Source organism: Streptomyces sp. NPDC048248 (genome assembly GCF_043201875.1).
Taxonomy (GTDB): domain Bacteria; phylum Actinomycetota; class Actinomycetes; order Streptomycetales; family Streptomycetaceae; genus Streptomyces.
Genome location: NZ_JBICZL010000002.1, coordinates 360,707 through 386,821, shown reverse-complemented (window position 1 = coordinate 386,821; position 26,115 = coordinate 360,707). Strand labels below are relative to the sequence as shown.

The following is a 26,115-nucleotide window of genomic DNA, read 5'->3' as shown; positions in this document are numbered from 1 at the left end:
CATGGGTCTGGGTGGCGCGATCGGGCGTGTCGCGTGCTGCGGCGTGTCCGAAATGGGATGTTTTGACTTGGCGGTGTAGAACGGGAGACGTGACGGCAATGGCTACTGGTTCGCTCCGGCTCCCCAACGCGCCGGGCAGCCCCCGATGAGCGGACGGGAGGCGACGCCCGGCGTCACACCGCGGACGGTGGCCTCCGGCGGGCCGGCCGACGCACAGTCGCGCACCGTCCTGGACCAGGCCGCCCACGAGAACTTCCCGGTGGCGCCGTTCTTCCTGCCCCGCGCCTGGCGCACCGACCTGATGGCCGTCTACGGCTTCGCCCGGCTCGTCGACGACATCGGCGACGGTGACCTCGCCCCCGGCGGCGGCGACGCCGTGCTGCTCGGCCTCGACCGCGAGCAGAGCGACGACCGCCCCGCGATGCTGGACGCACTCCAGGCCGACCTCGACCGCGTCTTCAGCGACCGGGCCCCCGGCCCCCGCCATCCGCTGATGCGGCGGCTCGGCCCGACGGTGCGCCGCTGCGATCTGACCCTCGAGCCCTTCCTCGGCCTGATCGAGGCGAACCGGCAGGACCAGCGGGTGGCCCGCTACGGCACCTACGACGATCTGCTCGCCTACTGCGAACTGTCCGCCAACCCCGTCGGCCGGCTCGTCCTCGGCATCACCGGCACCACCACCCCCGAACGCGTCCGGCGATCCGACGCCGTCTGCACCGCCCTGCAGATCGTCGAGCACCTTCAGGACGTCGCCGAGGATCTCGGCCGCGACCGCATCTATCTCCCCGCCGAGGACCTGAAACGTTTTGCCGTCACGGAAGACGATCTGCGGGCTCCCAGAGGGGGCGCATCGGTGCGCGCACTGATCGCCTACGAGGCCGAACGCGCCCGTGAGCTGCTGAATGAAGGCGCCCCGCTGGTGGGTAGCGTCCACGGCAGACTCAAGCTGCTGCTGGCCGGTTTCGTGGCCGGCGGCCGCGCCGCACTCCGGGCGGTGGCCGCCGCCGATCACGACGTACTCCCTGGACCACCCAAGCCGACCAAGCTCAGCCTGCTGCGCGAGGTGGGGGCGACATTGCGAAGAGAGGGGTGAGTCGGACCGTGGAGGCAACCGCACACGCGTCCGCGCCGGTGCTCGCTGCATACCGTTACTGCGAGACCGTCACCGGGCAGCAGGCACGAAACTTCGCTTACGGCATCCGGCTGCTGCCGAACGACAAACGGCAGGCGATGTCGGCGCTCTACGCCTTTTCGCGACGGGTCGACGACATCGGCGACGGCACCCTGGAGCCCGCCGCCAAGCACCAGCGGCTGGAGGACACCCGGGCCCTGCTGGCACGCATCAAGGACGGCCGGGTCGACGAGGACGACACCGATCCGGTGGCCGTCGCGCTCGCCGACGCCGCCCGCCGCTTCCCGCTGCCGTTGGAAGGTCTCGACGAGCTCATCGACGGTGTCCTGATGGACGTGCACGGCCAGACCTACGAGACCTGGGACGACCTCAAGGACTACTGCCGCTGTGTCGCCGGAGCCATCGGCCGGCTCTCGCTGGGCGTGTTCGGCACCGTGCCCGGAGCGCAGGACGCCGAACGCGCCGCCGAGTACGCCGACACGCTGGGGCTCGCCCTGCAACTGACCAATATTCTCAGGGACGTTCGGGAGGACGCCGGCAACGGCCGTACCTACCTGCCCGCCGAGGACCTCGCCAAGTTCGGCTGTGCGGAAGGGTTTCACGGTCCGGTCCCGCCACCCGGCGCCGACTTCACCGGCCTGGTGCACTTCGAGGTCAGTCGCGCCCGCGCCCTGTTCGCCGACGGCTTCCAGCTGCTGCCGATGCTCGACCGGCGCAGCGGCGCCTGCGTGGCCGCGATGGCGGGTATCTACCACCGGCTGTTGTCGCGGATCGCCGCCGATCCCGAGGCGGTGCTGCGTGGCCGGGTCTCGCTGCCCGGCCGGGAGAAGGCGTTCGTCGCCGTACGCGGTCTGTCCGGGCTCGACGCCCGCGCCATCGGGCGCCGGCAGGCGGTCAGGAGGCGCGGATGACGTGCCCGGCCACGAACGAGAGCGGCGACCCCGCGTCAGCGCGGCGCGCAACCCTTCCCGGGGCGGCTGCGTCCCTGGCAGGTGTGAGGGGGGAGTACGCATGACATCGGGAGCCACGCATTCCGACCTGCGCCGCGTCCGGTCGTCGGACGGTTCAGGGCGGACCGCGGTCGTCGTCGGGGGCGGCCTCGCGGGCACCACTGCCGCGCTCGCGCTGGCCGACGCCGGGCTGCGGGTCACCCTCGTGGAGGGCCGGCCCAGGCTGGGCGGGCTGGTCTTCTCCTTCCGCCGGAACTCCGCCGCGGGCGAGCTGAGCGTCGACAACGGCCAGCACGTCTACCTGCGCTGCTGCAGGGCCTACCGCGGCTTCCTCGAACGGCTCGACGCCGACCACCTGGTTCCCCTCCAGGACCGTATGGACGTCCCCGTCCTCGACCCCGGAGGTACCCCCCGGTCGAAGCGCGGCGGAGGGATGCGACTCGGCCGGCTGCGGCGTACGGCCCTGCCGGTCCCGCTGCACCTGGCCGCGAGCCTGGCCGGCTACCCGCACCTCTCGCCCGCCGAGCGGGCCGGCGTCGTGCGCGCCACCCTCGCCCTGAAGGGGCTCGATCCGGCCGACCCCGCCCTGGACGGCGTGGACTTCGGCAGCTGGCTGCGCCGGCACGGCCAGTCGGCCCGCACCGTCGAGGCCCTGTGGGACCTCGTCGGAGTCGCCACCCTCAACGCCACCGCCGACGAAGCCTCGATGGGTCTTGCCGCCAAGGTCTTCAAGACCGGCCTGCTCTCCGCTCCCGGCGCCGCCGACATCGGCTGGTCCCGTGTGCCGCTCGGCGACGTCCACGACACCCTCGCCCGCACCGCACTGGACAAGGCCGGGGTGCGCGTCGCCCTGCGCACCCGCGCCGGCGCAGTGACCCGCACCGAAGCGGGCGGCTGGCAGGTCACCGTGGAGAGCGGCCCGCACGGCGGGGAACAGCTGACCGCGGACACCGTCGTCCTCGCCGTACCGCAGCGCGAGACGCACGCGCTGCTCCCGGACGGCACCCTGGCCGACAAGGACCGGCTGCTGGGGATCGGCACCGCGCCGATCCTCAACCTCCACGTCGTCTACGACCGCAAGGTGCTGCGCCGCCCCTTCTTCGCCGCCGTCGGCTCCCCGGTCCAGTGGGTCTTCGACCGTACGGACACCTCGGGTCTCGCGCGCGTCCCCGGCGGCGAGGCAAGCCAGTATCTGGCCGTCTCGCAGTCCGCCGCGCAGGAGGAGATCGACCAGCCGGTCGCCGCGCTCCGGGCCCGCTATCTGCCCGAGCTGGAGCGGCTGCTGCCCGCCGCCCGGGGAGCGGGCGTCCGCGACTTCTTCGTCACCCGCGAGCGCACCGCGACCTTCGCGCCCGCACCGGGCGTCGGCAGGCTCCGCCCCGCCGCCCGCACTCAAGCCCCCGGCCTGTTCCTGGCCGGTGCGTGGACCGCCACCGGGTGGCCCGCGACCATGGAAAGCGCTGTTCGCAGCGGCACTGCCGCCGCTCGCGAGGCACTCAACGAACTCGGCTTGCCTCAGGGCCGGTTGCCCAAGGAGGCGGCATGACTACGAGTACGAGCACTCGCACGAGCACGAGTATCGGAAACAGAGGAGAAACCGTGAATCCGGCTTCCCCAGCTATCGACACCGAGAGCGTCACCGCGCTGCTGGAGCGCGGGCGGACGCTTGCCACTCCCGTGCTGCGTGCCGCCGTGGACCGGCTCGCTCCCCCCATGGACACCGTCGCCGCCTACCACTTCGGCTGGATCGACGCCGAGGGCCGCCCCACCACGGGCGACAGCGGCAAGGCCGTACGGCCCGCGCTCGCCCTGCTGTCCGCGGAGGCCGCGGGGCAGGCTCCCGAGGTCGGTATCCCGGGCGCGGTCGCCGTCGAGCTGGTGCACAACTTCTCGCTGCTGCACGACGACCTGATGGACGGCGACGAGCAGCGCAGGCACCGTGACACCGTCTGGAAGGTGCACGGTCCCGCGCAGGCCATCCTCGTCGGCGACGCGCTGTTCGCCCTCGCCAACGAAATACTGCTGGAGCTCGGCACGGTCGAGGCCGGCCGGGCGACCCGCCGACTCACCCTGGCCACCCGCAAGCTGATCGACGGTCAGGCCCAGGACATCTCCTACGAGCACCGCGAGCGGGTCACCGTCGAGGAGTGCCTGGAGATGGAGGGCAACAAGACGGGCGCGCTGCTCGCCTGCGCCGTCTCCATCGGTGCGGTCCTCGGCGGCGCCGACGACCACACCGCCGACGTCCTGGAGAAGTACGGCTACCACCTCGGCCTCGCCTTCCAGGCCATCGACGACCTGCTGGGCATCTGGGGCGACCCGGACTCCACCGGCAAGCAGACGTGGAGCGATCTGCGGCAGCGCAAGAAGTCGCTGCCGGTCGTCGCCGCCCTGGCCGAGGGCGGCACCGCCTCCGAGCGCCTCGCCCGGATCCTCGCAGCGGACGCCAAGAAGAGCGAGACCGAGATCGCGGACTTCACCGAGGAGGAGTTCGCCTCCCGCGCCGCCCTGATCGAGGAAGCCGGCGGCCGGGACTGGACCTCCCAGGAGGCCCGCCGCCAGCACGCCACCGCCATCGCCGCGCTGGACGAGGTCGAGATGCCCGAGCGCATCCGCGCGCAGCTCGTCGCCCTCGCGGACTTCGTCGTCGTACGAGAGAGATGATCACGATCGTGACGTATTAGATCGCAGTCGCCGGCCGGTGCCAGCCGGGCGCCGGCCGACGCTATCCCTGAGCACGCTTCACAGTTCACTGCAGAAGGGGAAGCCATGACAGCGACGACCGACGGAAGCACCGGGGCGCTGCCGCCCCGGCCCCCTTCGGCCAGCGATGCCACCGCTGAGACAACCGAACACCCGCAGGGCGCCGCGGCGCACGACACGGCTTTACGGGACACGGCGACCGCCGCACGGCGCGCGACCGCCCGCGCCACCGATTTCCTGCTCTCCCAGCAGGATCCCGCCGGTTGGTGGAAGGGCGACCTCGACACGAATGTGACGATGGACGCCGAGGACCTGCTGCTCCGTCAGTTCCTGGGGATCCAGGACCCCGAACTGACCGAGGCCGCGGCCCGCTTCATTCGAGGTGAGCAGCGCGCGGACGGCACCTGGGCCACCTTCTACGGCGGGCCCGGCGAACTCTCCACGACCATCGAGGGCTATGTGGCCCTGCGCCTCGCGGGCGACGCCCCGGACGCACCGCACATGGCCCGTGCCTCGGCCTGGGTGCGCGAGCGCGGTGGGATCGCCGCCGCCAGGGTCTTCACCCGTATCTGGCTGGCCCTCTTCGGCTGGTGGAAGTGGGACGACCTCCCCGAGCTGCCGCCCGAACTGATCTTTTTCCCCAAGTGGTTCCCGCTCAACATCTACGACTTCGGCTGCTGGGCGCGCCAGACGATCGTGCCCCTGACCATCGTCTCGGCCAAGCGCCCGGTGCGCCCGGCGCCCTTCGCCCTCGACGAGCTGCACACCGACCCACGCCGCCCCAACCCACCGCAGCCGCTCGCTCCGGCGACCAGCTGGGACGGCGCCTTCCAGCGCCTGGACAAGGCCCTGCACCTCTACCGCAAGGTCGCGGTGCGCAAGCTGCGCGGCGCCGCGATGCGCGCCGCAGCCCGCTGGATCATCGAACGCCAGGAGAACGACGGCTGCTGGGGCGGCATCCAGCCACCCGCGGTCTACTCCGTCATCGCCCTGCACCTCCTGGGCTACGACCTCGACCACCCCGTGCTGCGCACCGGCCTGAAGTCACTGGACCGCTTCACCGTCTGGCGCAAGGACGAGCCCGACGGCGCACCCGTGCGGATGATCGAGGCGTGCCAGTCCCCGGTATGGGACACCTGCCTCGCCACCATCGCCCTCGCCGACGCCGGACTGCCGCCCGACCACCCGCAGTTGGTCAAGGCGGCCGACTGGATACTGGCCGAGGAGATCGACCGCCCCGGGGACTGGCAGGTGCGCCGCCCCCGGCTCCGCCCCGGTGGCTGGGCGTTCGAGTTCGAGAACGACAACTACCCGGACATCGACGACACCGCCGAAGTGGTGCTGGCGCTGCGCCGCGTCGCCCATCCCGACCCCCGGCGCGTCGAGGCCGCGGTCCGCAGGGCGGTGCACTGGACCTTCGGCATGCAGTCCAGGAACGGAGCCTGGGGCGCTTTCGACGCCGACAACACCAGCCCGCTCCCCGACCGCCTGCCGTTCTGCGACTTCGGTGAGGTCATCGACCCGCCTTCGGCTGACGTCACCGCCCATGTCGTCGAAATGTTCGCAGATGTCGGCAGGACGCACGATCCGCGCACCCGGCGCGGAATCGACTGGCTGCTGGCCGAACAGGAGCCCAGCGGCGCCTGGTTCGGCCGCTGGGGCACCAACTACGTCTACGGCACGGGATCGGTGCTGCCCGCGCTCGCCGCGGCCGGCATCCCCGGCTCGCATCCCGCGGTCCGACGGGCCGTCGGCTGGCTGCGGCGCGTCCAGAACGACGACGGCGGATGGGGCGAGGACCAGCGGTCCTACCAGGACAAGGAGTGGGCGGGACGCGGTGCCTCGACCGCCTCGCAGACCGGGTGGGCGCTGATGGCGCTGCTCGCGGCCGGCGAGCGGGACAGCGAGGCCGTACGGCGCGGGGTGCGCTGGCTGGCCGACACCCAGCGCGAGGACGGCTCATGGGACGAGCCGTACTTCACCGGCACCGGCTTCCCCTGGGACTTCTCCATCAACTATCACCTGTACCGCCAGGTCTTCCCGCTGACGGCCCTTGGCCGCTACGTCAACGGCGGACCGGCCGGTGCGCCCTTGGGGGCCTGATGCCGGGACGCCACCCGACGGACGTGGATCCCCCGCTGCTGGTCGCCTGCGCGCTCGGCATCGAGCGGTTCGCGCTGCGGAGTGGCAACCGTACCGGTGCGGGCCCGCAGCTGGTCACGCTCCGCACGGGCATGGGCCCCCAGGCGGCGGAGCGGGCGGTCACGAAGGCCCTGCGCGACGGATCCGCCACCGCGCGGTCACCGGTCGTCGCCAGCGGCTTCTGCGCCGGGCTGGCCCCGGGCATGCGGCCCGGGGACATCGTCGTCGCCGGAGCCACCCGCGACCACCGGCCGGACGCACCGGAGGTGCTCTGCCGCGACAACGGTCCGCTGCTGCGGGCCCTGCGGCAGCGCGGGCTGACCGTGCACACCGGGATGCTGAGCGGCTCCGACCACGTCGTCCGCGGAGCCGAGCGGGCCGAGCTGCACGCCGCGGGTGCCGTCGCTGTGGACATGGAATCCGCCGCCACGCTCGGCGCTGCGGTGCGCTCCGGAATCCGTCCGGTTGCGGCCGTCCGGGTGGTCGTGGACGCTCCAGAACATGAACTCATGCGCATCGGCACCGTGCGCGGTGGAATATCGGCCTTCCGTGTGCTGCGCTCCGTTCTTCCTGTTCTCTTCGAATGGCACCGTTCTTTGCTGCTCCCCAGGAGGTGAGCTAGATGGCTATGCCGCTCCGCCAGACCATCCGGGTCGGGACTTACCTTTTTGAACAGAAAGTGCTCCGGAAGCGCGAGAAGTTTCCGCTCATCGTCGAGCTCGAACCGCTCTTCGCGTGCAATCTCGCCTGCGAGGGATGCGGGAAGATCCAGCATCCGGCGGGGGTGCTGAAGCAGCGCATGCCGGTGGCGCAGGCGGTGGGCGCGGTACTGGAGTCCGGCGCCCCGATGGTGTCCATCGCCGGTGGCGAACCGTTGATGCACCCGCAGATCGACGAGATCGTCCGCCAGCTCGTCGCCAAGCGGAAATATGTCTTCCTGTGCACCAACGCGATGCTGCTGCGCAAGAAGATGGAGAAGTTCACGCCGTCGCGGTATTTCGCTTTCGCGGTGCACATCGACGGAATGCGTGAGCGGCACGACGAATCCGTCGCGAAGGAGGGCGTCTTCGACGAGGCGGTGGCGGCGATCAAGGAAGCCAAACGCCGCGGATTCCGGGTCACCACGAACTCCACCTTCTTCAACACCGACACCCCGCAGACCATCATCGAGGTCCTCAACTTCCTCAATGACGACCTCCAGGTCGACGAGATGATGCTGTCGCCCGCCTACGCCTACGAAAAGGCCCCCGACCAGGAACACTTCCTGGGTGTCGAGCAGACCCGGGAGCTGTTCAAGAAGGCGTTCGCCGGCGGAAACCGGCGCCGCTGGCGCCTCAACCACAGCCCGCTCTTCCTCGACTTCCTGGAGGGCAAGGCGGACTTCCCGTGCACGGCCTGGGCGATCCCCAACTACTCGCTCTTCGGCTGGCAGCGGCCCTGCTACCTGATGAGTGACGGGTACGTCCCGACGTACAAGGAACTCATCGAGGAGACGGACTGGAGCAAGTACGGCCGGGGCAAGGACCCGCGCTGCGCCAACTGCATGGCGCACTGCGGCTACGAGCCGACCGCCGTGCTGGCCACGATGGGTTCCCTGAAGGAGTCCCTGCGGGCCGCACGGGACACCGTCGGGGGAAACCGCACATGAGGTGAGAAACGGGTGGGCTCCGGTGGCGGACCCACCGGCGCCCCGGGCCTGCCGGTGGCGACGCGGCGGCGATCGCGTCGCCCCGGCCGGGCGGGGCGCTGTCGTCAGCTGAACCAGTAGAGGGGGAGTGATCCATGACGATGCTGGAGCACATCCGGCAGCCGCGTGACCTCAAGGCGCTCGCGACGGACCGGCTGGATGAACTGGCCCAGGAGGTCCGGACGTTCCTGGTGCAAGCGGTCGCGCGTACCGGTGGTCATCTGGGCCCCAATCTGGGTGTGGTCGAGCTGACCATCGCCCTGCACCGTGTCTTCGACTCGCCGGCCGACCGCATCCTCTGGGACACCGGTCACCAGTCGTATGTGCACAAGCTGCTCACGGGGCGTCAGGACTTCTCGAAGCTGCGGGCGAAGGGCGGACTGTCCGGCTACCCGTCGCGGGCGGAGTCCGAGCACGACGTCATCGAGAACAGCCATGCCTCGACGGTGCTGGGCTGGGCCGACGGTCTGGCCAAGGCCAACCAGGTGCGCGGCAAGGACGACCATGTCGTGGCGGTGATCGGTGACGGTGCGCTGACCGGCGGTATGGCCTGGGAGGCGCTGAACAACATCGCCGTCGCCAAGGACCGCCCGCTGATCATCGTTGTCAACGACAACGAGCGCTCCTACGCGCCGACCATCGGCGGCCTGGCCGACCACCTCGCCACGCTGCGCACCACCGACGGCTACGAGCGTTTCCTGGCCCGTGGCAAGGACATCCTGGAGCGCACCCCGGTCGTCGGCAAGCCGCTCTACGGGAGCCTGCACGGCGCCAAGAAGGGGCTGAAGGACTTCATCGCTCCGCAGGGGATGTTCGAGGACCTCGGGCTGAAGTACGTCGGTCCGATCGACGGTCACGACCTGGAGGCGCTGGAGTCCGCGTTGCAGCGCGCCAAGCGCTTCGGCGGCCCGGTCATCGTGCACTGCCTCACCGAGAAGGGCCGCGGCTACCGCCCGGCCCTTGAGGACGAGGCGGACCGCTTCCACACCGTCGGCAGGATGGACCCGCTGACCTGCGAGCCCGTCGCGCCGCCCGCGGCACCCACCTGGACCTCCGTCTTCGGTGACGAGATGGTCCGCATCGGCGCCGAGCGTGCCGATGTCGTCGCACTGACCGCGGCGATGTTGCAGCCGGTCGGCCTCGGGAAGTTCGCCGCGGCGTACCCGGACCGGGTGTGGGACGTCGGCATTGCCGAACAGCACGCCGCGGTGTCCGCGGCGGGGCTGGCCACCGGCGGGCTGCACCCCGTCGTCGCGGTCTACGCCACCTTCCTCAACCGCGCCTTCGACCAGGTCCTGATGGATGTCGCGCTGCACCGGTGCGGTGTCACCTTCGTCCTGGACCGGGCCGGTGTCACGGGCACCGACGGCGCCTCCCACAACGGCATGTGGGACATGTCGATGCTGGGCGTCGTCCCCGGACTGCGGATCGCCGCGCCCCGTGACGCCGAGCAGCTCCGCGCCGAGCTGCGGGAATCCCTGGACGTCGACGACGCGCCGACCGTCATCCGGTTCCCCAAGGAGTCGGTGGGGGAGCCGATCGCGGCGGTGGAGCGGATCGGGGGTGTCGATGTCCTGCGCCGCGCCGACCGGCCCGATGTGCTGCTGGTCGCCGTCGGAGTGATGGCGCCGGTCTGCCTCGACGTCGCCGAACTGCTGGCGGCGCGCGGCATCGGCGCGACGGTCATCGACCCGCGCTGGGTGAAACCCGTGGACCCGGCGATCCCCCAACTCGCCGCCACGCACACCGTGGTGGCCGTCGTGGAGGACAACAGCCGCACCGGCGGCGTGGGCTCCGCGGTCGGCAGCGCCCTGCGCGACGCCGAGCTGGACGTGCCACTGCGCACCTTCGGCATCCCCGAGCAGTTCCTGGCGCACGGCAAGCGCGGCGAACTGCTGGCCGACATCGGACTGACCCCGGCCGAGATCGCCGCCCGGATCGGCGCCGTACCGGCCCTGCACCGGATCAGCGCCGTGCCGGCCCCCAAGGAGAAGCAGCCGTGACCGGATTCGACCTCGCCGAACTGCTCGCCGCGCGCGGCGGCGAGCGCTACGACCTGCATGCCCGCCACCTCAACCACCAACTCCCGCGCATGCTGCACACCATCGGGTTCGACAAGGTCTACGAGCGCGGCGAGGGCGCCTACTTCTGGGACACCGACGGCCAGGACTACCTGGACATGCTCGCGGGCTTCGGCGTGATGGGACTCGGGCGGCACCACCCGGTCGTCCGGCAGGCGCTGCACGACGTGCTGGACGCCGGCCTGGCCGACCTCACCCGTTTCGACTGCCAGCCGCTGCCCGGCCTGCTCGCCGAGAAGCTGCTGTCCTACGCGCCGCACCTCGACCGGGTCTTCTTCGGCAACAGCGGGACCGAAGCGGTGGAGACCGCCCTGAAGTTCGCCCGCTTCGCCACGGGCAGACCACGCGTCCTCTACTGCACCCACGCCTTCCACGGCCTGACCACCGGCTCGCTCTCCGTCAACGGCGAGGACGGCTTCCGCGACGGCTTCGCCCCGCTGCTGCCGGACACCGCCGTCGAGATGGGTGACCTGGACGCGTTGGAGCGGGAGATCAGGCACGGCGATGTGGCGGCGCTGATCGTCGAGCCGATCCAGGGCAAGGGCGTGCTGCCCGCGCCCCCCGGATACCTGCGCGCCGCGCAGGAGTTGCTGCACCGGCACAAGGGCCTGCTGATCGCCGACGAGGTGCAGACCGGCCTCGGCCGCACCGGCGACTTCTTCGCCTATCAGCACGAGGACGGCGTCGAACCGGACCTGGTGTGCGTGGCGAAGGCCCTGTCCGGCGGCTACGTCCCGGTCAGCGCTACCCTCGGCAAGGACTGGATCTTCAAGAAGGTCTACTCCTCCATGGACCGGGTCCTGGTGCACTCCGCCAGCTTCGGCTCCAACGCCCAGGCCATGGCGGCCGGTCTCGCGGTGCTCAGCGTCATGGAGGACGAGGAGATCGTCGCCAACGCCCGGCACACCGGCGACCTGCTGCGCACCCGCCTGGCGGCCCTCATCGGCAAGTACGAGCTGCTGCACGACGTGCGCGGCCGCGGCCTGATGGTCGGCATCGAGTTCGGCCGGCCCTCCTCGCTGGGCCTGCGCAGCCGCTGGACAATGCTGCAGGCGGCCCGCAAGGGCCTGTTCGCGCAGATGGTCGTGGTGCCGCTGCTCCAGCGGCACCACATCCTGACCCAGGTCTCCGGCGACCATCTGGAGGTCATTAAGCTGATTCCGCCGCTGACCATCGGAGAGCGTGAAGTGGACCGGTTCGTCGAGGCGTTCACCGCCGTCATGGACGACGCCCACGGGGGCGGCGGCCTGATGTGGGACTTCGGGCGGACGCTGGTCAAGCAGGCGGTCGCCAACCGGTGACGAGGCTGCGGGGGGACGGATGGTCGCCGCGACGACGGTGCGTGCCGTCAACGACATCACGGCGCGCTGGGCGCGGGCGGCGGTGGGAGAGCGCGGCACCGTTCTGACAGCGGCCGGTGTGTGGCCGTTGCAGGCGCTGCTCGCGGGACCTGCGGCCGGACCGGCCCGCGCCGAACTCGCCGCCGCGCTCGGCATCGAGGCGGAGCACGCTCCGCGCGAAGGCCGCGACCTGCTGGCCGCGTGCCGGACGGCGCAGGGCGTCGACGCCGCGGTGGGGCTCTGGACCCGACGGTCCCTGGTGCTGCGCCCGGCTTGGCGGGCCGGACTGCCGCCGGGTACGCACGGTGAGCTGACCGGGGACGCCGGCGCGGACGAGGAAGCGATGCACGCCTGGGCGCGGCGGCACACCGACGGGCTGATCGAGCGGATGCCGGTGCGCATCGACCCTGGGACGCTGCTCGTGCCGGCGAGCGCGTTGCTGGTGCGGACGACCTGGCAGGAGCCGTTCGGCGCGCATCCGCTCAGGCTCGTCGAAGGGCCGTGGGCAGGGCGGGAGTTGATAGGACTCAGCCGCTCCGGCACGAACGCAGAGCAGGTGCGCGTCCACACCACGCCGCGCGGCCCGCTGACCGCGGTGCAGGTCGCGGGGGACAACGATCTGGACGTGCATCTTCTGCTCGGGCCTCAGGACATGCCGGGCCGTGCGGTGCTGTCCCATGGTGTGGCGGTGCTGTCCGGGGCGTACACGACGGTGTCGGGAGCCGGGCTGGCCGAAGGGGCCGGGCCGGGGCTGAGCGTGACGACCGTACCGAGTCAGGACGGCGTGGCCCGGGTGCAGTTGACCGCCGCCCGCTTCACCGTCGACGCGGAACACGATCTGCTGGAGAGGGCGGAGCTCTTCGGGCTGGTCGCCGCTTCCGACACCTCCCGGGGGCACTTCCCCGGGATCAGCGAGCAGCCGCTGGCGGTGTCGGCCGCGCGGCAGTGCGCGACCGCGACCTTCGGCCCGCTCGGCTTCCGGGCGGCCGCCGTCACGGTGCTGCCCGCCGCCGCGGGATCGGTGCCGCCGACGCCGTACCGTGCGCTGTGCGTGTCGGCCCGCTACGACAGACCCTTCGGTTTCCTCGCGGTGCACCGGGCGTCCGGGCTGGTGCTCGTCGCGGGGTGGGTGACGGAGCCCGACCTGTGGCCGGGGCGCGCGGCGGCCGGGTGACGGACCGGACACGTCCGTCGTCCCCCGGGGCTCGCCGCGCGGCTCACCCGGTCAGGAGGTCAGCGCACCGGATCAGCCGGTCAGCAGCTGGGCACGCAGTCGGTCGCGCGTCGTGGCCGTCAGCTTCAGGCCGTCGGTGAGGTACTTCTCCGTGGAGCCCCAGGTCCGGTGGATCGCGTCGAAGGCGGCCGCCAGGTAGTCGGTGTGCGCCCCGAACAGCGGCGAGAGCAGCTCCATGACCTCCGGGGACATCCCGACCGCTGAGCTGTCGGAGCGACGGATCTTGTAGCGGCGGTGGGGGTCGTTGGACTTGAGGTAGTCCGCCTCGATGGCGTCCCGCTCCACGCCGACCGCCAGCAGCGTCACGGCGACCGACAGGCCGGCGCGGTCCTTGCCGGCCGCGCAGTGCATCAGGGCGGGCAGGCTGTCCTCGGCGAGGGCGTGCAGCAGCCGACTGTGGTCCTCGGTGCGGGTGGTGATGATGTGGCGGTAGGTCTGCGCCATACGTGCCGCGGCCTTGCCGTCGCCGAGTGCGGTCCGCAGCTGGTCCAGCTCGCCGTCGCGCACCATCGTCCAGAATTCGGCGCCGTCGGCCGGGTCCGTCAGCGGAATGTTCACGTTCCGCACGCCGGGGAGGGCGACGTCGGGGCCCTCCAGCTTGATGTCCGCGGCATTGCGGAAGTCGAAGACGGTGTGCAGCCCGAGGCCGGCGAGAAACGCGGTGTCCTCTTCCGTGGCGTGTGCGAGGTGGCCGCTGCGGAACAGCCGGCCCTCGCGGATGCGACGCCCGTCCTTGGTCGGGAGCCCGCCCACGTCGCGGAAGTTGCGCACCTCCGTGAGTTCGGTCTCGGTCGACGGGACCTGCGGCGTCTGCTGCGTCACGGGCGCTCCTCGGGGTCGGCCGCCGACGCTGCTCGTCGACGAGGCGGGGCAACTTCGACGATACGACATTCATGCAATAGGCAATCAGGACACGATGGGCGCGAAATGCGACGCGTGGTCGCACCGCGACAGATTTCAGCCCGATCGGTGGGCACTCACTGATCGATCGTTATTCCGACTTGAGGAGAATTTGACCGGGTGGTATTAATCACCCCACGTCAACCCCTGGTTACGGTGGCGTAAGTCACTTCTCTGGGTGAAGTATGTCCTGACGTGGCAGACGATTCGAAGAACACCAGTAACGGCGCGCACGGCGCCATCGGGTCGTACGCAGCCGTCGGGGACAGCTTTACCGAGGGGGTCGGGGACCCCGGGCCTGACGGGGCGTACATCGGTTGGGCGGACCGGCTAGCGGTCCTGCTGTCGGACCAGCGGAACGAGGGGGACTTCCGCTACGCGAACCTCGCGGTCCGGGGGCGGCTCCTCGACCAGATAGTCGAGGAGCAGGTGCCCCGGGCGAAGGAGCTGGCTCCCGCCCTGGTGACGTTCTGTGCCGGTGGCAATGACATCCTGCGGCCCGGTTCGGACCCCGACGCGGTCGCCGAGCGCTATGAGGCCGCGGTCGCCGATCTGCGGGAGACCGTCGGCACGGTCCTGCTCTGCACCGGCTTCGACACCCGCGACATTCCTGTGCTCAAGCACCTGCGCGGCAAGATCGCGACCTACACGGCGCATGTCCGGGCCATCGCGGACCGTCACGACAGCCCGGTGCTCGACCTGTGGTCGCTGAAGTCCGTACAGGACCGGCGGGCGTGGAGCGGCGACCGGCTGCACCTGTCCGCCGACGGTCACACCCGGGTCGCGCTGCGCGCGGGTCAGGTGCTCGGCCTCCAGGTGCCCGCCGACCCGGACCAGCCCTGGCCCCCGGAGGCGGAGCGGTCGCCCGCCGCGGCGCGGCGCGACAACATCCACTGGGCGCGGGAGTATCTCGTGCCGTGGATCGGGCGCCGGCTGCGTGGCGTGTCCTCCGGCGACGATGTGGAGCCCAAGCGGCCCGATCTGCTGCCGCTCTAGGGCGGCCGCGGGGCAGCGTCGCGGGGTTGCGGGGCGATGGGTGAGCTGAGGCTGCCCGGCTTCCTCGGCTGTTCGGACGAGGTGACGACGGGGCCGCTGGGTTCTCCGGTGCGGTCGTCCGGCGAACCTGACGAAGCGAAGATCGTTGCGTACCTGGACGTCGGCCTCATCTCACGCATTCATGCGGGCGGGGGTCGACGTCCCCACGGGCGAGGCGCACCGGCAGACGTCCGGCTTCTCGACGAGATCGTCGCAGGGTTCGGAAGGACCGGGGCGGGCCCGTGGGATCCGGAGTCGGTCCCGCGGCCTGAACCGAACGAAAGGCCCTGGCCTTCGCGAGGCGTGCGCAGTTCGTGGCGAGGATCCGTTCAGAGCGGCCCCGCCGGCCCGTGGGTGAAGTCTCCACCCAAGCCTCGCAGGGGCAAGGCGTGGTCAGTCCGCTGCTGAGGTGTAGGGCAGGTCGGCCCAGACCACCCGGCCGGGACCTGTCGCGTCGAGCCGGGTCCCCCAGTGCTCGGACAGTGCGCCGACGAGGAAGAGGCCGCGCCCGCACTCCTTGTCCACGCTGCCGGGCTGGGCGTGCGGCGCCGACGCCTGCGGGCCGCCCTGGTCGGTGATCTCTATGCGTATGTGCGCCCCGGCCAGCCTCAGTTCACATCCGACCTTCTCGCTGTCGGTGTGCCGTATCGCATTGGTGATCAGCTCCGAAACCACCAACTCCACATCGTCACGGACCTGTTGGCACGCGCCCCAGGCGCGCAACAGGGCCGTGACGCGTCTGCGCGCCTCGGGTACGGACGTGCGTCGCGCCGGGAGATGGAACGCGTCCTGGGGGTGCTCGGCGACGGAGCCGCCACAGCGCCCTAACGAAGAAGCGTTGTCGGAGGAAGCCACTCCGTAACTATGTGCGATGTCGGTCGCCGATGGCAAGGATCATTCTGTAATTTGCAGAATCGAAGAATGCAGTCTGTCGCCGGTGCTGACGACATGACACACTGCTGATTCCTGAAGCTGGTTGGAGGAGATCGGACGTGGCGGATCCACGGTCGGCGGGTGCGCCGACCGTCCTGCGGGTGGTGCTCGGGAAGCGACTGCAGGACCTGCGCGAAAAGGCGGGACTGTCCTTCGAACGGGCCGCGGAAGCTCTCGATGTCACCCACGCCACGATTCGGCGCATGGAGAAGGCCGAGGTCGGCCTCAAGCTTCCGTACGTCGAGAAGCTGCTTGCGACCTACGGCGTTCGCGACGAGGAGGAGATCGAGGGCTTCCTCTCCCTCGCGCGGGAGGCCAACCGCCCCGGCTGGTGGCACAACTTCCGGGACGTCCTGCCCGAGTGGTTCAGTGCGTTCGTCAGCCTGGAGAGCGAGGCCAATCTCATTCGGGCCTACCAACCCCACTACGTACCTGGCCTGTTGCAGACCGAGGACTACGCCGCCGCCGTGCTGCGGGCCGGCATGCCGCACGCTCCCGCCGCAGACATCGACCGCATCGTCGCGCTGCGCCTTGAGCGGCAGGCCCTGCTCACCCGCGAGAACGCGCCGATGCTGTGGGTGGTCATGGACGAGACCGTCCTGCGGCGTCCCATCGGCGGCTCCGCGGTCATGCGCGACCAGATCACCCGGCTGATGGAGGCCACGGCCCTGCCCAACGTCCGGTTGCAGATCGTGCCGTTCGCCGCCGGCCCGCACCCCGCCATGTACGGGCCCTTCCACCTCTTCCGTTTCCCGATCCCGGAGCTCCCGGACATCGCGTACGCGGAAAGCCTCGTCGGAGCCGTGTACTTCGACCAGCGCAACGACGTCTCGCAGTTTCTGGAGGCCCTGGACCGGATGTGTGCGCAGGCCGCGCCGGCACACACCACCGAGGCCCTTCTGGGTGGCTTTCGCAAGGAGATCTGAACCATGGATCGCATACGCATCTACAACGGCATGCCCGCCAAGGAACTGGGCAACGACGGCTGGCACAAGCCGTGGAGCGGGGGGAACGGCGGCGAATGCGTCGAGGCCATGAGGCTGGGTGACGGCCGGGTGGCGCTGCGGCAGTCGACCGACCCGGACGGCCCGGCGCTGATCTACACCCACCGCGAAATCGTGAGTTTCATCGAGGGCGCGAAGGCCGGCGAAGCCGACTTCCTGCTCTCCGCGCCGTGTCGGCGCCCCGAACGGAGGACGGCGTGAGCGAACAGGACATAGCCCCGGAGGCGCGCGGCCCGCAGGGCTCACCGGGACCGGAGAACTCGGGGTTCTCCGCGGGGGACATCGACACCAGCAGGCCGCACCCGGCCCGGATGTACGACTACTACCTCGACGGCTGGGACAACTACGAGGTCGACCGGGTGGCCGCCGAGCGTGTCATCGAGGTCCACCCCCAGATACGCCTCAGCGCCCGCGCCAACCGCGCCTTCCTGCAGCGGGCCGTGCGTTCCCTGGTCGCCGGCGGCATCCGCCAGATCATCGACATCGGCACCGGCATCCCGACCTCGCCCAACACCCATGAGGTGGCCCGCGAGATCGCGCCCGACACCCGCGTGGTCTACGTCGACAACGACCCGATCGTGGCCACCCACGCCGGGGCGCGGCTCACCAACACCGAAGGCACCGGATTCGTGCTCGGTGACGCCCGCGACCCGAAGGCGATCCTCGACCACCCGGTCGTCCGGGAACTGATCGACTTCGATCAGCCGGTGGCCCTGCTGCTCGTCGCCGTCCTGCACTTCGTCCGGGACGACGAGGACCCCGCGGCCATCGTCGCCACCCTCGCCGACGCGCTGCCCGCGGGCAGCCACATCGTCCTGTCGCACGCCACCGGCGAGCCCTACGAGGACTACGCCCCGGGCCGGACCGACGTCCAGGCGCGCGACGGCGTGGTGAACGTCTACCGCAGCGCCACCGCCAGCCTCAACCTGCGGTCGAAAGCCGAGATCGAGCCGCTCCTCGGGCCGTTCACGCTGTTGGACCCGGGGATCGTACGAGTGTCGCTGTGGCGGCCGGACGGCGAGGTGCCCGGCGCGAAGGAACTCAACGACACCATCTTCTACGGCGCGGTGGGTCGCAAGGACTGACCACCCGTCGCCCGCCGACGGGCACCTCAGGAGGCCGGCTCGGCGATCTGCGCGTCCAGGGCTGCGCAGAGCCAGTCGTGGGCCGCGCCGGCGGTCGGCTCCGACGGGTCGGTCAGTTCGGCGGTGAGGTGCCAGTAGCGGTCGATTCGCGGGTCGGCGGCGAGCACCCCGCTGAGCCGGCGCCGGAAGGCCGGGGTGTCGCGCGTGCCGGAGGCGTGGGCATAGGCGGCGACGAAGCAGTCGAGCGCCTGCCCCTCGTGAGGTGCCCGCTGCGTGAGGAGTGGGGGCGAGGCCAGTGCGTACGCCTCGATGAGACCGTCGTAGAGCACGGCCGGCCGGTAGCCCTCGTCGCGCCTGTGTGCCGCGGGCTGGTGTTGCCCGCGGCCGCCGTGGCAGGGGCCGGAGACGAAGGCGTGCAGCTGGGCGAAGGTCAGTACCTGTGCCGGGGTCGGGTCCGAGGGGGGCTGCGGCACGGCGTGTTCGATGATCGTGGAGGTCAGTCGGGCCGGGAGCCGCGGGGGCAGCCACTGCCTCCAGAACCGGGCCAGCGCGGCCGTGGTGGGGGGAGTCGACATGCCGCCGATGAGGCGCAGCCGCGCGGCGCGGTCCTCGGGGGCGCAGTCCTGGAGGAGGTGGAGGGCGGCCTCCCGCCATCGCAGGGCAGCCATCCGCGTGCCGAGTTCCCGCAGTTGTCCCGCGATGGCGTCCTCCAAGGCTCCCTCCTGGTCGAGGATCCGGCCCACCTCCGGGACGGGCAGGTCGAGAGTGCGCAGGGAGCGGATCGTGCGGAGCCGGTCGAGCGCTTCGGGGCCGTACCGCCGGTGGCCACCAGCGCTGCGCGCGGCTTCGGGCAGCAGACCGCGGTCGGAGTAGAAACGGACCGTCTTGACGGTGACGCCCGCCTGCGCGGCGAGCTCCCCGATGCTCCACATGCTGTCAGCGGGCACTACTTGAACCTCCCTCAGGGGGAGTTCCTAGCGTATCGGCGAGCGCGAAGGTCCGGTGCGTCCGGTCTCGCGGACCATGACATGCGAGGAGAGCTGCATGACGGCATTCGTATTGGTGGCGGGGGCCCACACCGGCGGCTGGGTATGGCGGGAAGTGGCCGCCGGGCTGCGGGAGTCGGGCGCCGAGGCGTATCCGGTGACACTCTCCGGTATGGGTGACGGCGGTGGTCCGGCGGGCCCGGACACCGACCTGGAGAAGCATGTCGCGGACCTGGTGCGGCTGATCGACGAGCTGGAGGCCCCGGAGGTGGTGCTCGTCGGACACTGCTACGGCATCCACCCGGTGCTCGGTGCCGCCGACCGGCGCCCGCAGCGGATTGCCCGGGTCGTCCATCTCGATGTCGGGGTGCCCCAGGACGGTGACCCGGCCCTCGACCTGGTGCCCGACCAGGAACTCCGCGACCGGCTGCGGGCACAGGCCGACCCAGCCGGGGGTGACTGGAGGATCCCCCCGCCCTCGCCGGACGAGTGGGAGCGTTGGGGCAGCACCGTCGGCGTCCCGGCAGAGTCCCTGGCGGAGCTGGCCCGCCGCGCCGTGCCGCAGCCGCGGGCGACACTCACCCAGCCACTCCAACTCAAGGACGCCGCAGCTGAGTTCCCGGTGACAGGTGTTCTCTGCACCGCCAACGGGTCGAGCATCGCCCTGGTCCAGACCCTGGTGGGGCTGGGCGGTCCCCGCCTCAAGGCGCTCACCGACCCCAGGGTGAGCTTCTTCGATCTCGCCACCGGGCACTGGCCGATGCTCTCCGCACCGGACGAACTGGCCGACGTACTCCTGCGGGCCGCCGCGGGAGAGGGGCACCATCTGTCCGCTGCGGCGAGCGAGCAGCCCGCGCACCTCCGGCCCTTCCTCATGGACGTCCCGGAGCGGCCCCGTGAGCGGGTGGGGCAGATCGATCTCTACCTGCCGGACGCCGACCGGCCCCGTCCCGCGGTGGTGTTCGTCCACGGCGGCCCCGTTCCCGCCGGCGTGCGGCCGACGCCGCGGGACTGGCCGGCCTTCGTCGGTTACGGCCGCTACCTCGCGCATCGGGGAGTGGTGGGCGTGACGCTGGACCACCGGCTGCACGATCTCGCAGACTACGGGCGCGCTGCCGAGGACCTCGCCGAAGCGGTCGAGCGCGTACGCGCCGATCCGCGCGTCGACGAAGACCGCGTGGCACTCTGGTTCTTCTCCGGCGGCGGCCTGTTGTCGGCGGACTGGCTCGCGGCGCCCCTACCCTGGCTGCGCTGTGTGGCGGCGAACTATCCCATCCTGGCGCCCCTGCCGAACTGGGGCCTTTCCGCCTCCCGGTTCCGCCCCGCGGCGGCGGTGAGTACCGCGGGGCGGTTGCCGATCGTGCTGACCCGCGTGGGGCAGGAGCTCGCCGAAATCGCGGCGACCGTCGAGGAGTTCCTGACCGTCGCCGAGGAGTGCCGCGCCGATGTGGAGGTGATCGATCTGCCGCTCGGCCACCACGGCTTCGAAACGATCGACCACATCGAGGAGGCGCGCCACGCCGTGGAGCACGCGGTGCGGTCCGTCCTTGGGCATCTGAGCGCCTGACCCTCCGTGGCGGCCCGCCCTCCCGGGAGCGGGCCGCCGGGGCGGCTCGGGGGCCACGCCCTAGGTCACGGCGTGGGAGACCTCGGCGTCCGGTGGGCCGGGAAGGGCTTCGATGGGCGGTTCGTCGACGGCCGGGGTGAGGGGGCGGAGCATCTCCGGGTCGGCGAGGGCGGTGTGGGTGCCCGGCGAGGTGCAGGCGTACGCGCCCGCCACGGCGCCGAGCCGCGCACACTCCTCCAGGTCCAGGCCCGCCCGCCGGCCGTAGAGGAAACCACTGGTGAAGGCGTCGCCGGCGCCGTTGCTGTCGACGACGGGGCCGGGCGGGACCGCGGCGGGGACATGCCGGGGAGTGCGGTCGTCGGGGGTGAGGAGGTAGGCGCCGCCCGCGCCGGCCGTCGCGATGACCACCTCGGCCCGGCCCTCCCGGAGGATCTCCCGCATGACGGGGCCGATCCGTTCGCCCGCCCCGGCCGTGCTGAGGAAGACCAGGTCCGAGCGGAGCGCGAAGTCCCGGTGATGGCCGGCCAGGCCGTCCCAGTCGTGCAGGTCCGTGGAGACGGGGATGCCGAGGGCCTCGATGTCGTCGTACAGAAAGCGCGCGAAGTGCGTGATCGACAGATGGACGTGGCGGGCGCGGCGCAGCGCCGGAAGGTAGTGCTCGGGCGGCATCCGCAGGTCGAGGGGGTCGCGGGCGTCGTAGAAGGACATCCGGCGGCCGTCGGGGGAGACGAGGTTGACGGCCCGTCGGGTGCCGTGCGGAGAGATCAGCGGCCGGAAGTCGACGCCGGTACCGGCGAGCCGCTCCCGGACCAGGGTGCCTTGGTGGTCGTCGCCGATGAAGTCCACGAATCCGGTGGTGAGTCCGAGTGCCGCGCAGCCGAGCGCGACCCCGGTGCCGGTGTGCCCCGCCCCTTCGCGGATGGGCGGCACCGGATACGCGTCGACGGCCGGCACGGGGAGCGCGCCGACCTGCACGGTGGTGTCCACGCCCGATCCGCCGATGACGAGGACGTCGTACGGCTCAGTTACCTGCTGGAATGTCACAAGCGTCCTTGAATCCCTTGCTGGTGAGACCGTTTGCGGACGTTCCCGTCCGCTGACGGGAGTGTAGACGCAGGGCCACCACATAACGGGATGTCAGGGACTGCCGTGACGCGCGGGAGGAAAGAGCAGCTGAGAAGCGGTTCCGGGGCGATTCGGCCGACGGCGGCGCCCCGGGCGCGGGGCGGCGGGGACGCGATCCGGCCTACCGGAACGAGCGTTGACATCGCTGTGCGCGCGATGAAGTCTGGGGCGCCAGTGATCGGTTGGTGCGCGCCGGGCGTGCCGGGTGGGGAGCGGAAACGCATGGCAGCGCACGCCGGGAGCGGACACACCGCGATCGTGATCGGCGGAGGGCTCGCCGGGATGCTCGCCGTCACCGCCCTACTGGGACACGTCGAGACGATCACCGTCGTCGAACGCGACCGCTACCCCGCCGCCCCGGCCTTCCGCAAGGGCGTCCCGCAGGCCCGTCACCTGCACATTCTCCTCAGCGGCGGGCAACGCGCGCTGGATGACCTGCTGCCGGGTACGGTCGCGGCGCTCACCGAAGCGGGGGCGCGCAGCCTGTACCTCCCACGCGATCTGCTGACCCGCACGCCCACCGGATGGCAGCGCCGCTTCGACGAGCGACGGCACCCGACGCTGAGCGTCACCCGGCCCCTGCTCGACGCGGTCGTACGGGAGCGCACGCTCCTGGCGGCCGCGGCTTCGCCCACCCGCGTCGAGGTGCTGGAGGCCACCGAGGCGGTGGGCCTGACGGGTGACGCGGGGCGGGTGACCGGGGTGCGCGTGCGATCCCGGGGAGGCGAACCGGCCGACCGCTCCGCACGCGAGCTGTCCGCCACGCTCGTCGTGGACGCGTCCGGCCGCGGCTCCAGGGCCCCGCAGTGGTACGCCGAACTCGGCCGGCCCGCGCCGCACGAGGAGACCGTCGACGCCGGAATCGCCTACGCCACCCGGGAGTACCGGCCCAGCGACCCGGACACCGCGCCGGACGTGGGGGTGAACATCCCCGGCTGGCCGCAGTGCCCGCGCGGCGGCGCGTACGTACCGGTCGAGGACGGTAAGTGGCTGCTGACGCTTTCGGGTGTGCGCGGGCACCACCCGCCCACCGACGCGCAGGGATTCCTCGGCTTCAGCGCCACCATCGGCGACCCGTACGTCCATGAACTCCTCGCCCGTGCCGAGCCGGTCTCGCCGGTGCACGGATTCCGGGACACCTGCAACCGCCGTCGGCACTTCGAACGCACCGACGCGGCGCCCGAGGGCTTCCTCGCACTGGGGGACGCCTACTGCACCTTCAACCCCGTCTACGGGCAGGGCATGTCGGTGGCCGCGCTCGCCGCGCTCGCCGTGCGCGGCACCCTGGAGAGAACCGGCGGCCCGGTCCCGGGGTTCACCGCCGAGGCACAGCGGGCGGTGTCCCGCGCGGTGGATCCGGCATGGGTGGCGGCCGTCGGCGCGGACCGCCCGTACACGACCGACGGCGACGCCGGAGCGGGCCGCGGGGAGCGGCTGGCCGCCTGGTACTTCGACCGGCTGGTCGCCCGGGCAGCCATCGACCCCGTTGTCGGGGCGGCCTACCGGGACGTCTTCTGCCTGACCGCGCCACTTTCCCGGCTCGTCGCGCCGCGCATCGTCCTGCGCACCGTCTTCCTGCCGCGCCGGCCGGGGCTCGCCGCCCCGCCGGAGGCCGTCGAGACGGTGTGACGCCCGGGGGCCGGTGCACTCCGGCCCCCGGACGCGGAAATCGGATGCGTCCGCCGGATCCCCCGCGGGAAGGTGGGGCATGACGTGGACGCTGACAGGCGATATCGACCGTTTCGAGGAGGCCGCCGGCGCGTTCCTCCGGGCGCGGCCCACGGAGCACACCGTGCTGCTGTCCGTGCTGCTGTCCGTCGCGGCCTCGCTGCGCGCCATCGGGCCGGACGCCTACGGCGACCGCGCCCCGTGGTTCGGGTGGTGGCAGCCGGCAGGGCGGCCGGTGGAGGCCGCCGTGGTGCGGACCCCGCCGCGCCCGGCCCTGCTCTCGCCGATGGGGGACGACGCCGCGACGGCGCTGGTGGACGCGCTGGCCCGCCGAGCCCTGGCGGTACCCGGGGTGAACGCCTGCCGGCCCGCGGCCGAGGCGTACGCGTCCGCCTGGCGGCGCAGGCACGGTGGCATGGTCGCAACCGCCGCACGCCGGCGCCTCTACCGCCTCGGCACGCTCACCCCGCCCGAGCCCGCGCCGCCGGGCGCGGCCCGCCCCGCCACCTTCGCCGACCGGGACCTGCTGCTCGACTGGTTCGCCGCCTTCGCCGCGGACATCGGCAGTCCGGAGCCCCGGGGCGCCGGCGCGGTCGACGATCGGCTCGCCGACGGCCGCTGCACCCTGTGGGAGGTCGAAGGGCGCCCCGTCTCGCTCGCCGGGATCACCCGCACGGTGGCCGGCTCGGCCCGGGTGGCTCCTGTCTACACCCCGCCCGAGCTGCGCGGGCGGGGATACGCGGCAGGCGTGACCAGTGCCCTCTCGCGTGCCGCACGGGACTCCGGCGCCCAGGAGGTACTGCTCTTCACCGACCTCGCCAACGCGACCAGCAACGCCCTCTACCGGCGAATCGGCTACCGGCCCGTCGAGGACCACGTCGACCTGGAGTTCCTCCCAGCCGGGCAGGACTGACACCGAACCGGCGGCCTGAGCCGGTCGCGCCCGGGGTCGGTCGGACCCGGACGCGGCCCGGTGGCCGGAAACGGCCGCACCGGGAGCTCCCCGCACCCCGCCGGCCGGCCGCCGGGCCGTCGGCTGAGCGACCGTGACGGCAACGTCACACCGCCCCCCGGAATGGCACGGCCGGTCGCGCCGTTTGTGTCTGCGGGTGATGGTGTTCACGTCAGGGTGTCGTGGTGCCGCAGCAGGGCGGCGCCGCGAGGCCCGGTGCGCCGGAACCTGCCGCTCGCGCAGCCCGTTCACTTCGCGACTGCCCCGACCCTGGAGGTACCGTGACCGGTTCCCGACCCCGCCGCGCTGGGCTCAGCGCGCTTCGCCCCGCGAGTTTCGGCGCTGAGCCCACCGGGGAGCGGCTGGCCAGAATGCGTAGGTCGCCGCAGTTCGTGGACGGTCAGTTCCGCAATCCGATAGCGACCAGTCAGCTGCTCAACGGATCCGCGCTGCCCATGGCCCGTACGCAGCTGAGCCGTGACGGGCGGCTGCGCCGGGCGCCGGTGGGCCGCATCCCGGTGCACCGGCCCACCGCCGAGGAGTGGGGCCGGCCGCCGGCCTCCGGTCTGCGGCTCACCTGGATGGGGCATTCGAGCGTGCTGGCCGAGATCGACGGCCGGCGGGTGCTCTTCGACCCGGTCTGGGGCGAGCGGTGCTCACCGTTCACCTGGGTGGGCCCCAAGCGGATGCACCCCGTGCCGGTCGAGCTGGCGGAGCTGGCCCCGGTCGACGTCGTGGTGATCTCGCACGACCACTACGACCACTTGGACATGGAGACGATCCAGGGCCTCATCGGCTCCGGCGCCGCCTTCGTGGTGCCGCTGGGCATCGGCGCCGACCTGGAGTTCTGGGGCGTGCCCGAGGAGCGGATCACCGAACTCGACTGGCACGAATCCACCCACCTCGGGGGGCTGACCCTCACCGCCACCCCCGCCCAGCATTTCTGCGGGCGCGGGCTGCGCGGCCCGCAGCACACCCTGTGGGCGTCCTGGGTGGTCGCGGGGCCGGAGCACCGGATCTTCCACAGCGGCGACACCGGGTACTTCTCCGGCTTCGCGGAGATCGGCGCACAGCACGGACCGTTCGACGCGACGATGATCCAGATCGGCGCGTACAGCGAGTTCTGGCCGGACATCCACATGACGCCGGAGGAGGGGATGCAGGCACACACCGACCTCTCCGGCGGCAGCCCCGTCGGCGCCATGCTGCCGATCCACTGGGGCACCTTCAACCTGGCCCCGCACCCCTGGGCAGAGCCCGTGGAGCGCACGGTCGCGGCGGCGCGCGAGGCGGGGGCGGCGGTGGTCGCGCCGCTACCGGGCAAGCCGTTCGAGCCCGCGGCGGAGCCGGTGTTGGAGCCGTGGTGGCGAGCGGTCGCGGTGCCGCCGGTGCACGGCTGGCCGAGCTGGCCGCCGGTGCGCGTCACCATGCCGAGCACGGTCGAGGAGGCATCAACTCCCTCCGCTTGAACGGAGGTTCGGATTGACTCGTACGACAGTGCGGGTGGCGCCCACCCAAGGAGGTGGCGAGGGGTAGCGAAACCTCGAAGTGGGTCCGAATACCACCCGGGCAACAACTAGCGTGCGTGCTC

At 71.8% G+C, this 26,115-nt stretch carries 22 protein-coding genes; 18 read left to right on the top strand and 4 right to left on the bottom strand.

Annotation, left to right across the window (positions count from 1 at the left end; all coding sequences use genetic code 11):
• Positions 1–145: 145 nt before the first annotated feature.
• The 10 genes from hpnC (at position 146) to ACGFZW_RS04840 (ending at position 13,209) form a co-directional block, all read left to right on the top strand.
• Positions 146–1,093 carry a squalene synthase HpnC gene (hpnC, locus tag ACGFZW_RS04885; RefSeq protein ID WP_393891597.1) on the top strand — a complete coding sequence of 316 codons (948 nt, stop codon included), beginning with the start codon at positions 146–148 and terminating at the stop codon, positions 1,091–1,093.
• Complete coding sequence (gene hpnD / locus ACGFZW_RS04880; protein ID WP_393891596.1) at positions 1,090–2,043, top strand: presqualene diphosphate synthase HpnD; 954 nt, start codon at positions 1,090–1,092, stop codon at positions 2,041–2,043. The genes hpnC and hpnD overlap by 4 nt, the downstream gene beginning before the upstream one ends.
• A 100-nt stretch (positions 2,044–2,143) precedes the next feature.
• Complete coding sequence (gene hpnE / locus ACGFZW_RS04875) at positions 2,144–3,628, top strand: hydroxysqualene dehydroxylase HpnE (protein WP_393891595.1); 1,485 nt, start codon at positions 2,144–2,146, stop codon at positions 3,626–3,628.
• Between the two features lie 53 nt (positions 3,629–3,681).
• The gene (locus ACGFZW_RS04870; RefSeq protein ID WP_393891594.1) at positions 3,682–4,746 is read left to right on the top strand and encodes a polyprenyl synthetase family protein; all 1,065 of its coding nucleotides are present in this window, start codon (positions 3,682–3,684) and stop codon (positions 4,744–4,746) included.
• 105 nt (positions 4,747–4,851) lie between these two features.
• Positions 4,852–6,888, top strand: coding sequence for a squalene--hopene cyclase (gene shc / locus ACGFZW_RS04865; RefSeq protein WP_393891593.1), 2,037 nt, complete (start codon positions 4,852–4,854; stop codon positions 6,886–6,888).
• A complete protein-coding gene (locus ACGFZW_RS04860; protein WP_393891592.1) occupies positions 6,888–7,544 on the top strand; it encodes a 1-hydroxy-2-methyl-2-butenyl 4-diphosphate reductase in 657 nt (218 codons plus the stop codon). Before shc ends, ACGFZW_RS04860 begins: the two co-directional genes overlap by 1 nt.
• Positions 7,545–7,549: 5 nt before the next feature.
• A complete protein-coding gene (gene hpnH, locus ACGFZW_RS04855; protein ID WP_393891591.1) occupies positions 7,550–8,575 on the top strand; it encodes an adenosyl-hopene transferase HpnH in 1,026 nt (341 codons plus the stop codon).
• A 134-nt stretch (positions 8,576–8,709) separates the two neighbouring features.
• Positions 8,710–10,617 carry a 1-deoxy-D-xylulose-5-phosphate synthase gene (dxs, locus tag ACGFZW_RS04850; RefSeq protein WP_393891590.1) on the top strand — a complete coding sequence of 636 codons (1,908 nt, stop codon included), beginning with the start codon at positions 8,710–8,712 and terminating at the stop codon, positions 10,615–10,617.
• Positions 10,614–11,996, top strand: a complete 1,383-nt coding sequence (locus ACGFZW_RS04845; protein ID WP_393891589.1) for an aspartate aminotransferase family protein — start codon at positions 10,614–10,616, stop codon at positions 11,994–11,996. Before dxs ends, ACGFZW_RS04845 begins: the two co-directional genes overlap by 4 nt.
• A gap of 19 nt (positions 11,997–12,015) precedes the next feature.
• Positions 12,016–13,209 carry a hypothetical protein gene (locus tag ACGFZW_RS04840; RefSeq protein WP_393891588.1) on the top strand — a complete coding sequence of 398 codons (1,194 nt, stop codon included), beginning with the start codon at positions 12,016–12,018 and terminating at the stop codon, positions 13,207–13,209.
• A 72-nt stretch (positions 13,210–13,281) separates the two neighbouring features.
• Here the strand turns inward: ACGFZW_RS04840 and ACGFZW_RS04835 are convergent, their stop codons facing one another.
• Entirely contained in the window at positions 13,282–14,091 is an 810-nt protein-coding gene (locus tag ACGFZW_RS04835; protein ID WP_393891587.1) for a tyrosine-protein phosphatase, read from the bottom strand.
• Positions 14,092–14,364: 273 nt separating this feature from the next.
• Between ACGFZW_RS04835 and ACGFZW_RS04830 the strand changes: the two genes are divergently transcribed.
• Positions 14,365–15,165: an SGNH/GDSL hydrolase family protein gene (locus ACGFZW_RS04830; protein WP_393891586.1), complete on the top strand. Its 801-nt coding sequence runs from the start codon at positions 14,365–14,367 to the stop codon at positions 15,163–15,165.
• 432 nt (positions 15,166–15,597) lie between these two features.
• Here ACGFZW_RS04830 and ACGFZW_RS04825 read toward each other — a convergent pair whose 3' ends face one another.
• A complete protein-coding gene (locus ACGFZW_RS04825; protein WP_393891585.1) occupies positions 15,598–16,059 on the bottom strand; it encodes an ATP-binding protein in 462 nt (153 codons plus the stop codon).
• A 137-nt stretch (positions 16,060–16,196) separates the two neighbouring features.
• On the opposite strand from ACGFZW_RS04825, the gene ACGFZW_RS04820 reads away from it, so the two are divergent.
• Genes ACGFZW_RS04820 through ACGFZW_RS04810 form a run of 3 tightly spaced genes read left to right on the top strand, consistent with a single transcriptional unit; the run spans position 16,197 to position 18,226 of the window.
• Positions 16,197–17,063 (top strand): helix-turn-helix domain-containing protein, encoded by an 867-nt coding sequence (locus ACGFZW_RS04820; RefSeq protein ID WP_393891584.1) that lies wholly within the window; start codon positions 16,197–16,199, stop codon positions 17,061–17,063.
• A 3-nt stretch (positions 17,064–17,066) separates the two neighbouring features.
• Positions 17,067–17,342, top strand: coding sequence for a DUF397 domain-containing protein (locus ACGFZW_RS04815; protein ID WP_393891583.1), 276 nt, complete (start codon positions 17,067–17,069; stop codon positions 17,340–17,342).
• A complete protein-coding gene (locus tag ACGFZW_RS04810) occupies positions 17,339–18,226 on the top strand; it encodes an SAM-dependent methyltransferase (protein WP_393891582.1) in 888 nt (295 codons plus the stop codon). Before ACGFZW_RS04815 ends, ACGFZW_RS04810 begins: the two co-directional genes overlap by 4 nt.
• Positions 18,227–18,252: 26 nt before the next feature.
• Here the strand turns inward: ACGFZW_RS04810 and ACGFZW_RS04805 are convergent, their stop codons facing one another.
• Positions 18,253–19,158, bottom strand: coding sequence for a MerR family transcriptional regulator (locus tag ACGFZW_RS04805; protein ID WP_393891820.1), 906 nt, complete (start codon positions 19,156–19,158; stop codon positions 18,253–18,255).
• Positions 19,159–19,270: 112 nt separating this feature from the next.
• Here ACGFZW_RS04805 and ACGFZW_RS04800 point away from each other — a divergent pair, with 112 nt between their 5' ends.
• The gene (locus ACGFZW_RS04800; protein WP_393891581.1) at positions 19,271–20,779 is read left to right on the top strand and encodes an alpha/beta fold hydrolase; all 1,509 of its coding nucleotides are present in this window, start codon (positions 19,271–19,273) and stop codon (positions 20,777–20,779) included.
• Between the two features lie 60 nt (positions 20,780–20,839).
• On the opposite strand, the gene ACGFZW_RS04795 is transcribed toward ACGFZW_RS04800, so the two are convergent.
• On the bottom strand, positions 20,840–21,823 hold the full coding sequence (locus ACGFZW_RS04795) for a carbohydrate kinase family protein (protein ID WP_393891580.1): 984 nt from the start codon (positions 21,821–21,823) through the stop codon (positions 20,840–20,842).
• A gap of 303 nt (positions 21,824–22,126) precedes the next feature.
• Between ACGFZW_RS04795 and ACGFZW_RS04790 the strand changes: the two genes are divergently transcribed.
• The 3 genes from ACGFZW_RS04790 to ACGFZW_RS04780 all read left to right on the top strand — a co-directional run bounded on the left by ACGFZW_RS04790 (position 22,127) and on the right by ACGFZW_RS04780 (position 25,993).
• A complete protein-coding gene (locus tag ACGFZW_RS04790) occupies positions 22,127–23,533 on the top strand; it encodes an NAD(P)/FAD-dependent oxidoreductase (protein WP_393891579.1) in 1,407 nt (468 codons plus the stop codon).
• Between the two features lie 79 nt (positions 23,534–23,612).
• Positions 23,613–24,485, top strand: coding sequence for a GNAT family N-acetyltransferase (locus ACGFZW_RS04785; protein ID WP_393891578.1), 873 nt, complete (start codon positions 23,613–23,615; stop codon positions 24,483–24,485).
• A gap of 320 nt (positions 24,486–24,805) precedes the next feature.
• Positions 24,806–25,993 (top strand): MBL fold metallo-hydrolase, encoded by a 1,188-nt coding sequence (locus ACGFZW_RS04780; protein ID WP_393891577.1) that lies wholly within the window; start codon positions 24,806–24,808, stop codon positions 25,991–25,993.
• Positions 25,994–26,115 lie beyond the last annotated feature (122 nt).

Coding starts and splice junctions, on each gene's coding strand:
- hpnC (WP_393891597.1), top strand. CDS start 146: ATGAGCGGACGGGAGGCGACGCCCGGCGTCACACCGCGGACGGTGGCC.
- hpnE (WP_393891595.1), top strand. CDS start 2,144: ATGACATCGGGAGCCACGCATTCCGACCTGCGCCGCGTCCGGTCGTCG.
- shc (WP_393891593.1), top strand. CDS start 4,852: ATGACAGCGACGACCGACGGAAGCACCGGGGCGCTGCCGCCCCGGCCC.
- ACGFZW_RS04860 (WP_393891592.1), top strand. CDS start 6,888: ATGCCGGGACGCCACCCGACGGACGTGGATCCCCCGCTGCTGGTCGCC.
- hpnH (WP_393891591.1), top strand. CDS start 7,550: ATGGCTATGCCGCTCCGCCAGACCATCCGGGTCGGGACTTACCTTTTT.
- dxs (WP_393891590.1), top strand. CDS start 8,710: ATGACGATGCTGGAGCACATCCGGCAGCCGCGTGACCTCAAGGCGCTC.
- ACGFZW_RS04840 (WP_393891588.1), top strand. CDS start 12,016: ATGGTCGCCGCGACGACGGTGCGTGCCGTCAACGACATCACGGCGCGC.
- ACGFZW_RS04815 (WP_393891583.1), top strand. CDS start 17,067: ATGGATCGCATACGCATCTACAACGGCATGCCCGCCAAGGAACTGGGC.
- ACGFZW_RS04805 (WP_393891820.1), bottom strand. CDS start 19,158: ATGTGGAGCATCGGGGAGCTCGCCGCGCAGGCGGGCGTCACCGTCAAG.
- ACGFZW_RS04800 (WP_393891581.1), top strand. CDS start 19,271: ATGACGGCATTCGTATTGGTGGCGGGGGCCCACACCGGCGGCTGGGTA.
- ACGFZW_RS04790 (WP_393891579.1), top strand. CDS start 22,127: ATGGCAGCGCACGCCGGGAGCGGACACACCGCGATCGTGATCGGCGGA.
- ACGFZW_RS04785 (WP_393891578.1), top strand. CDS start 23,613: ATGACGTGGACGCTGACAGGCGATATCGACCGTTTCGAGGAGGCCGCC.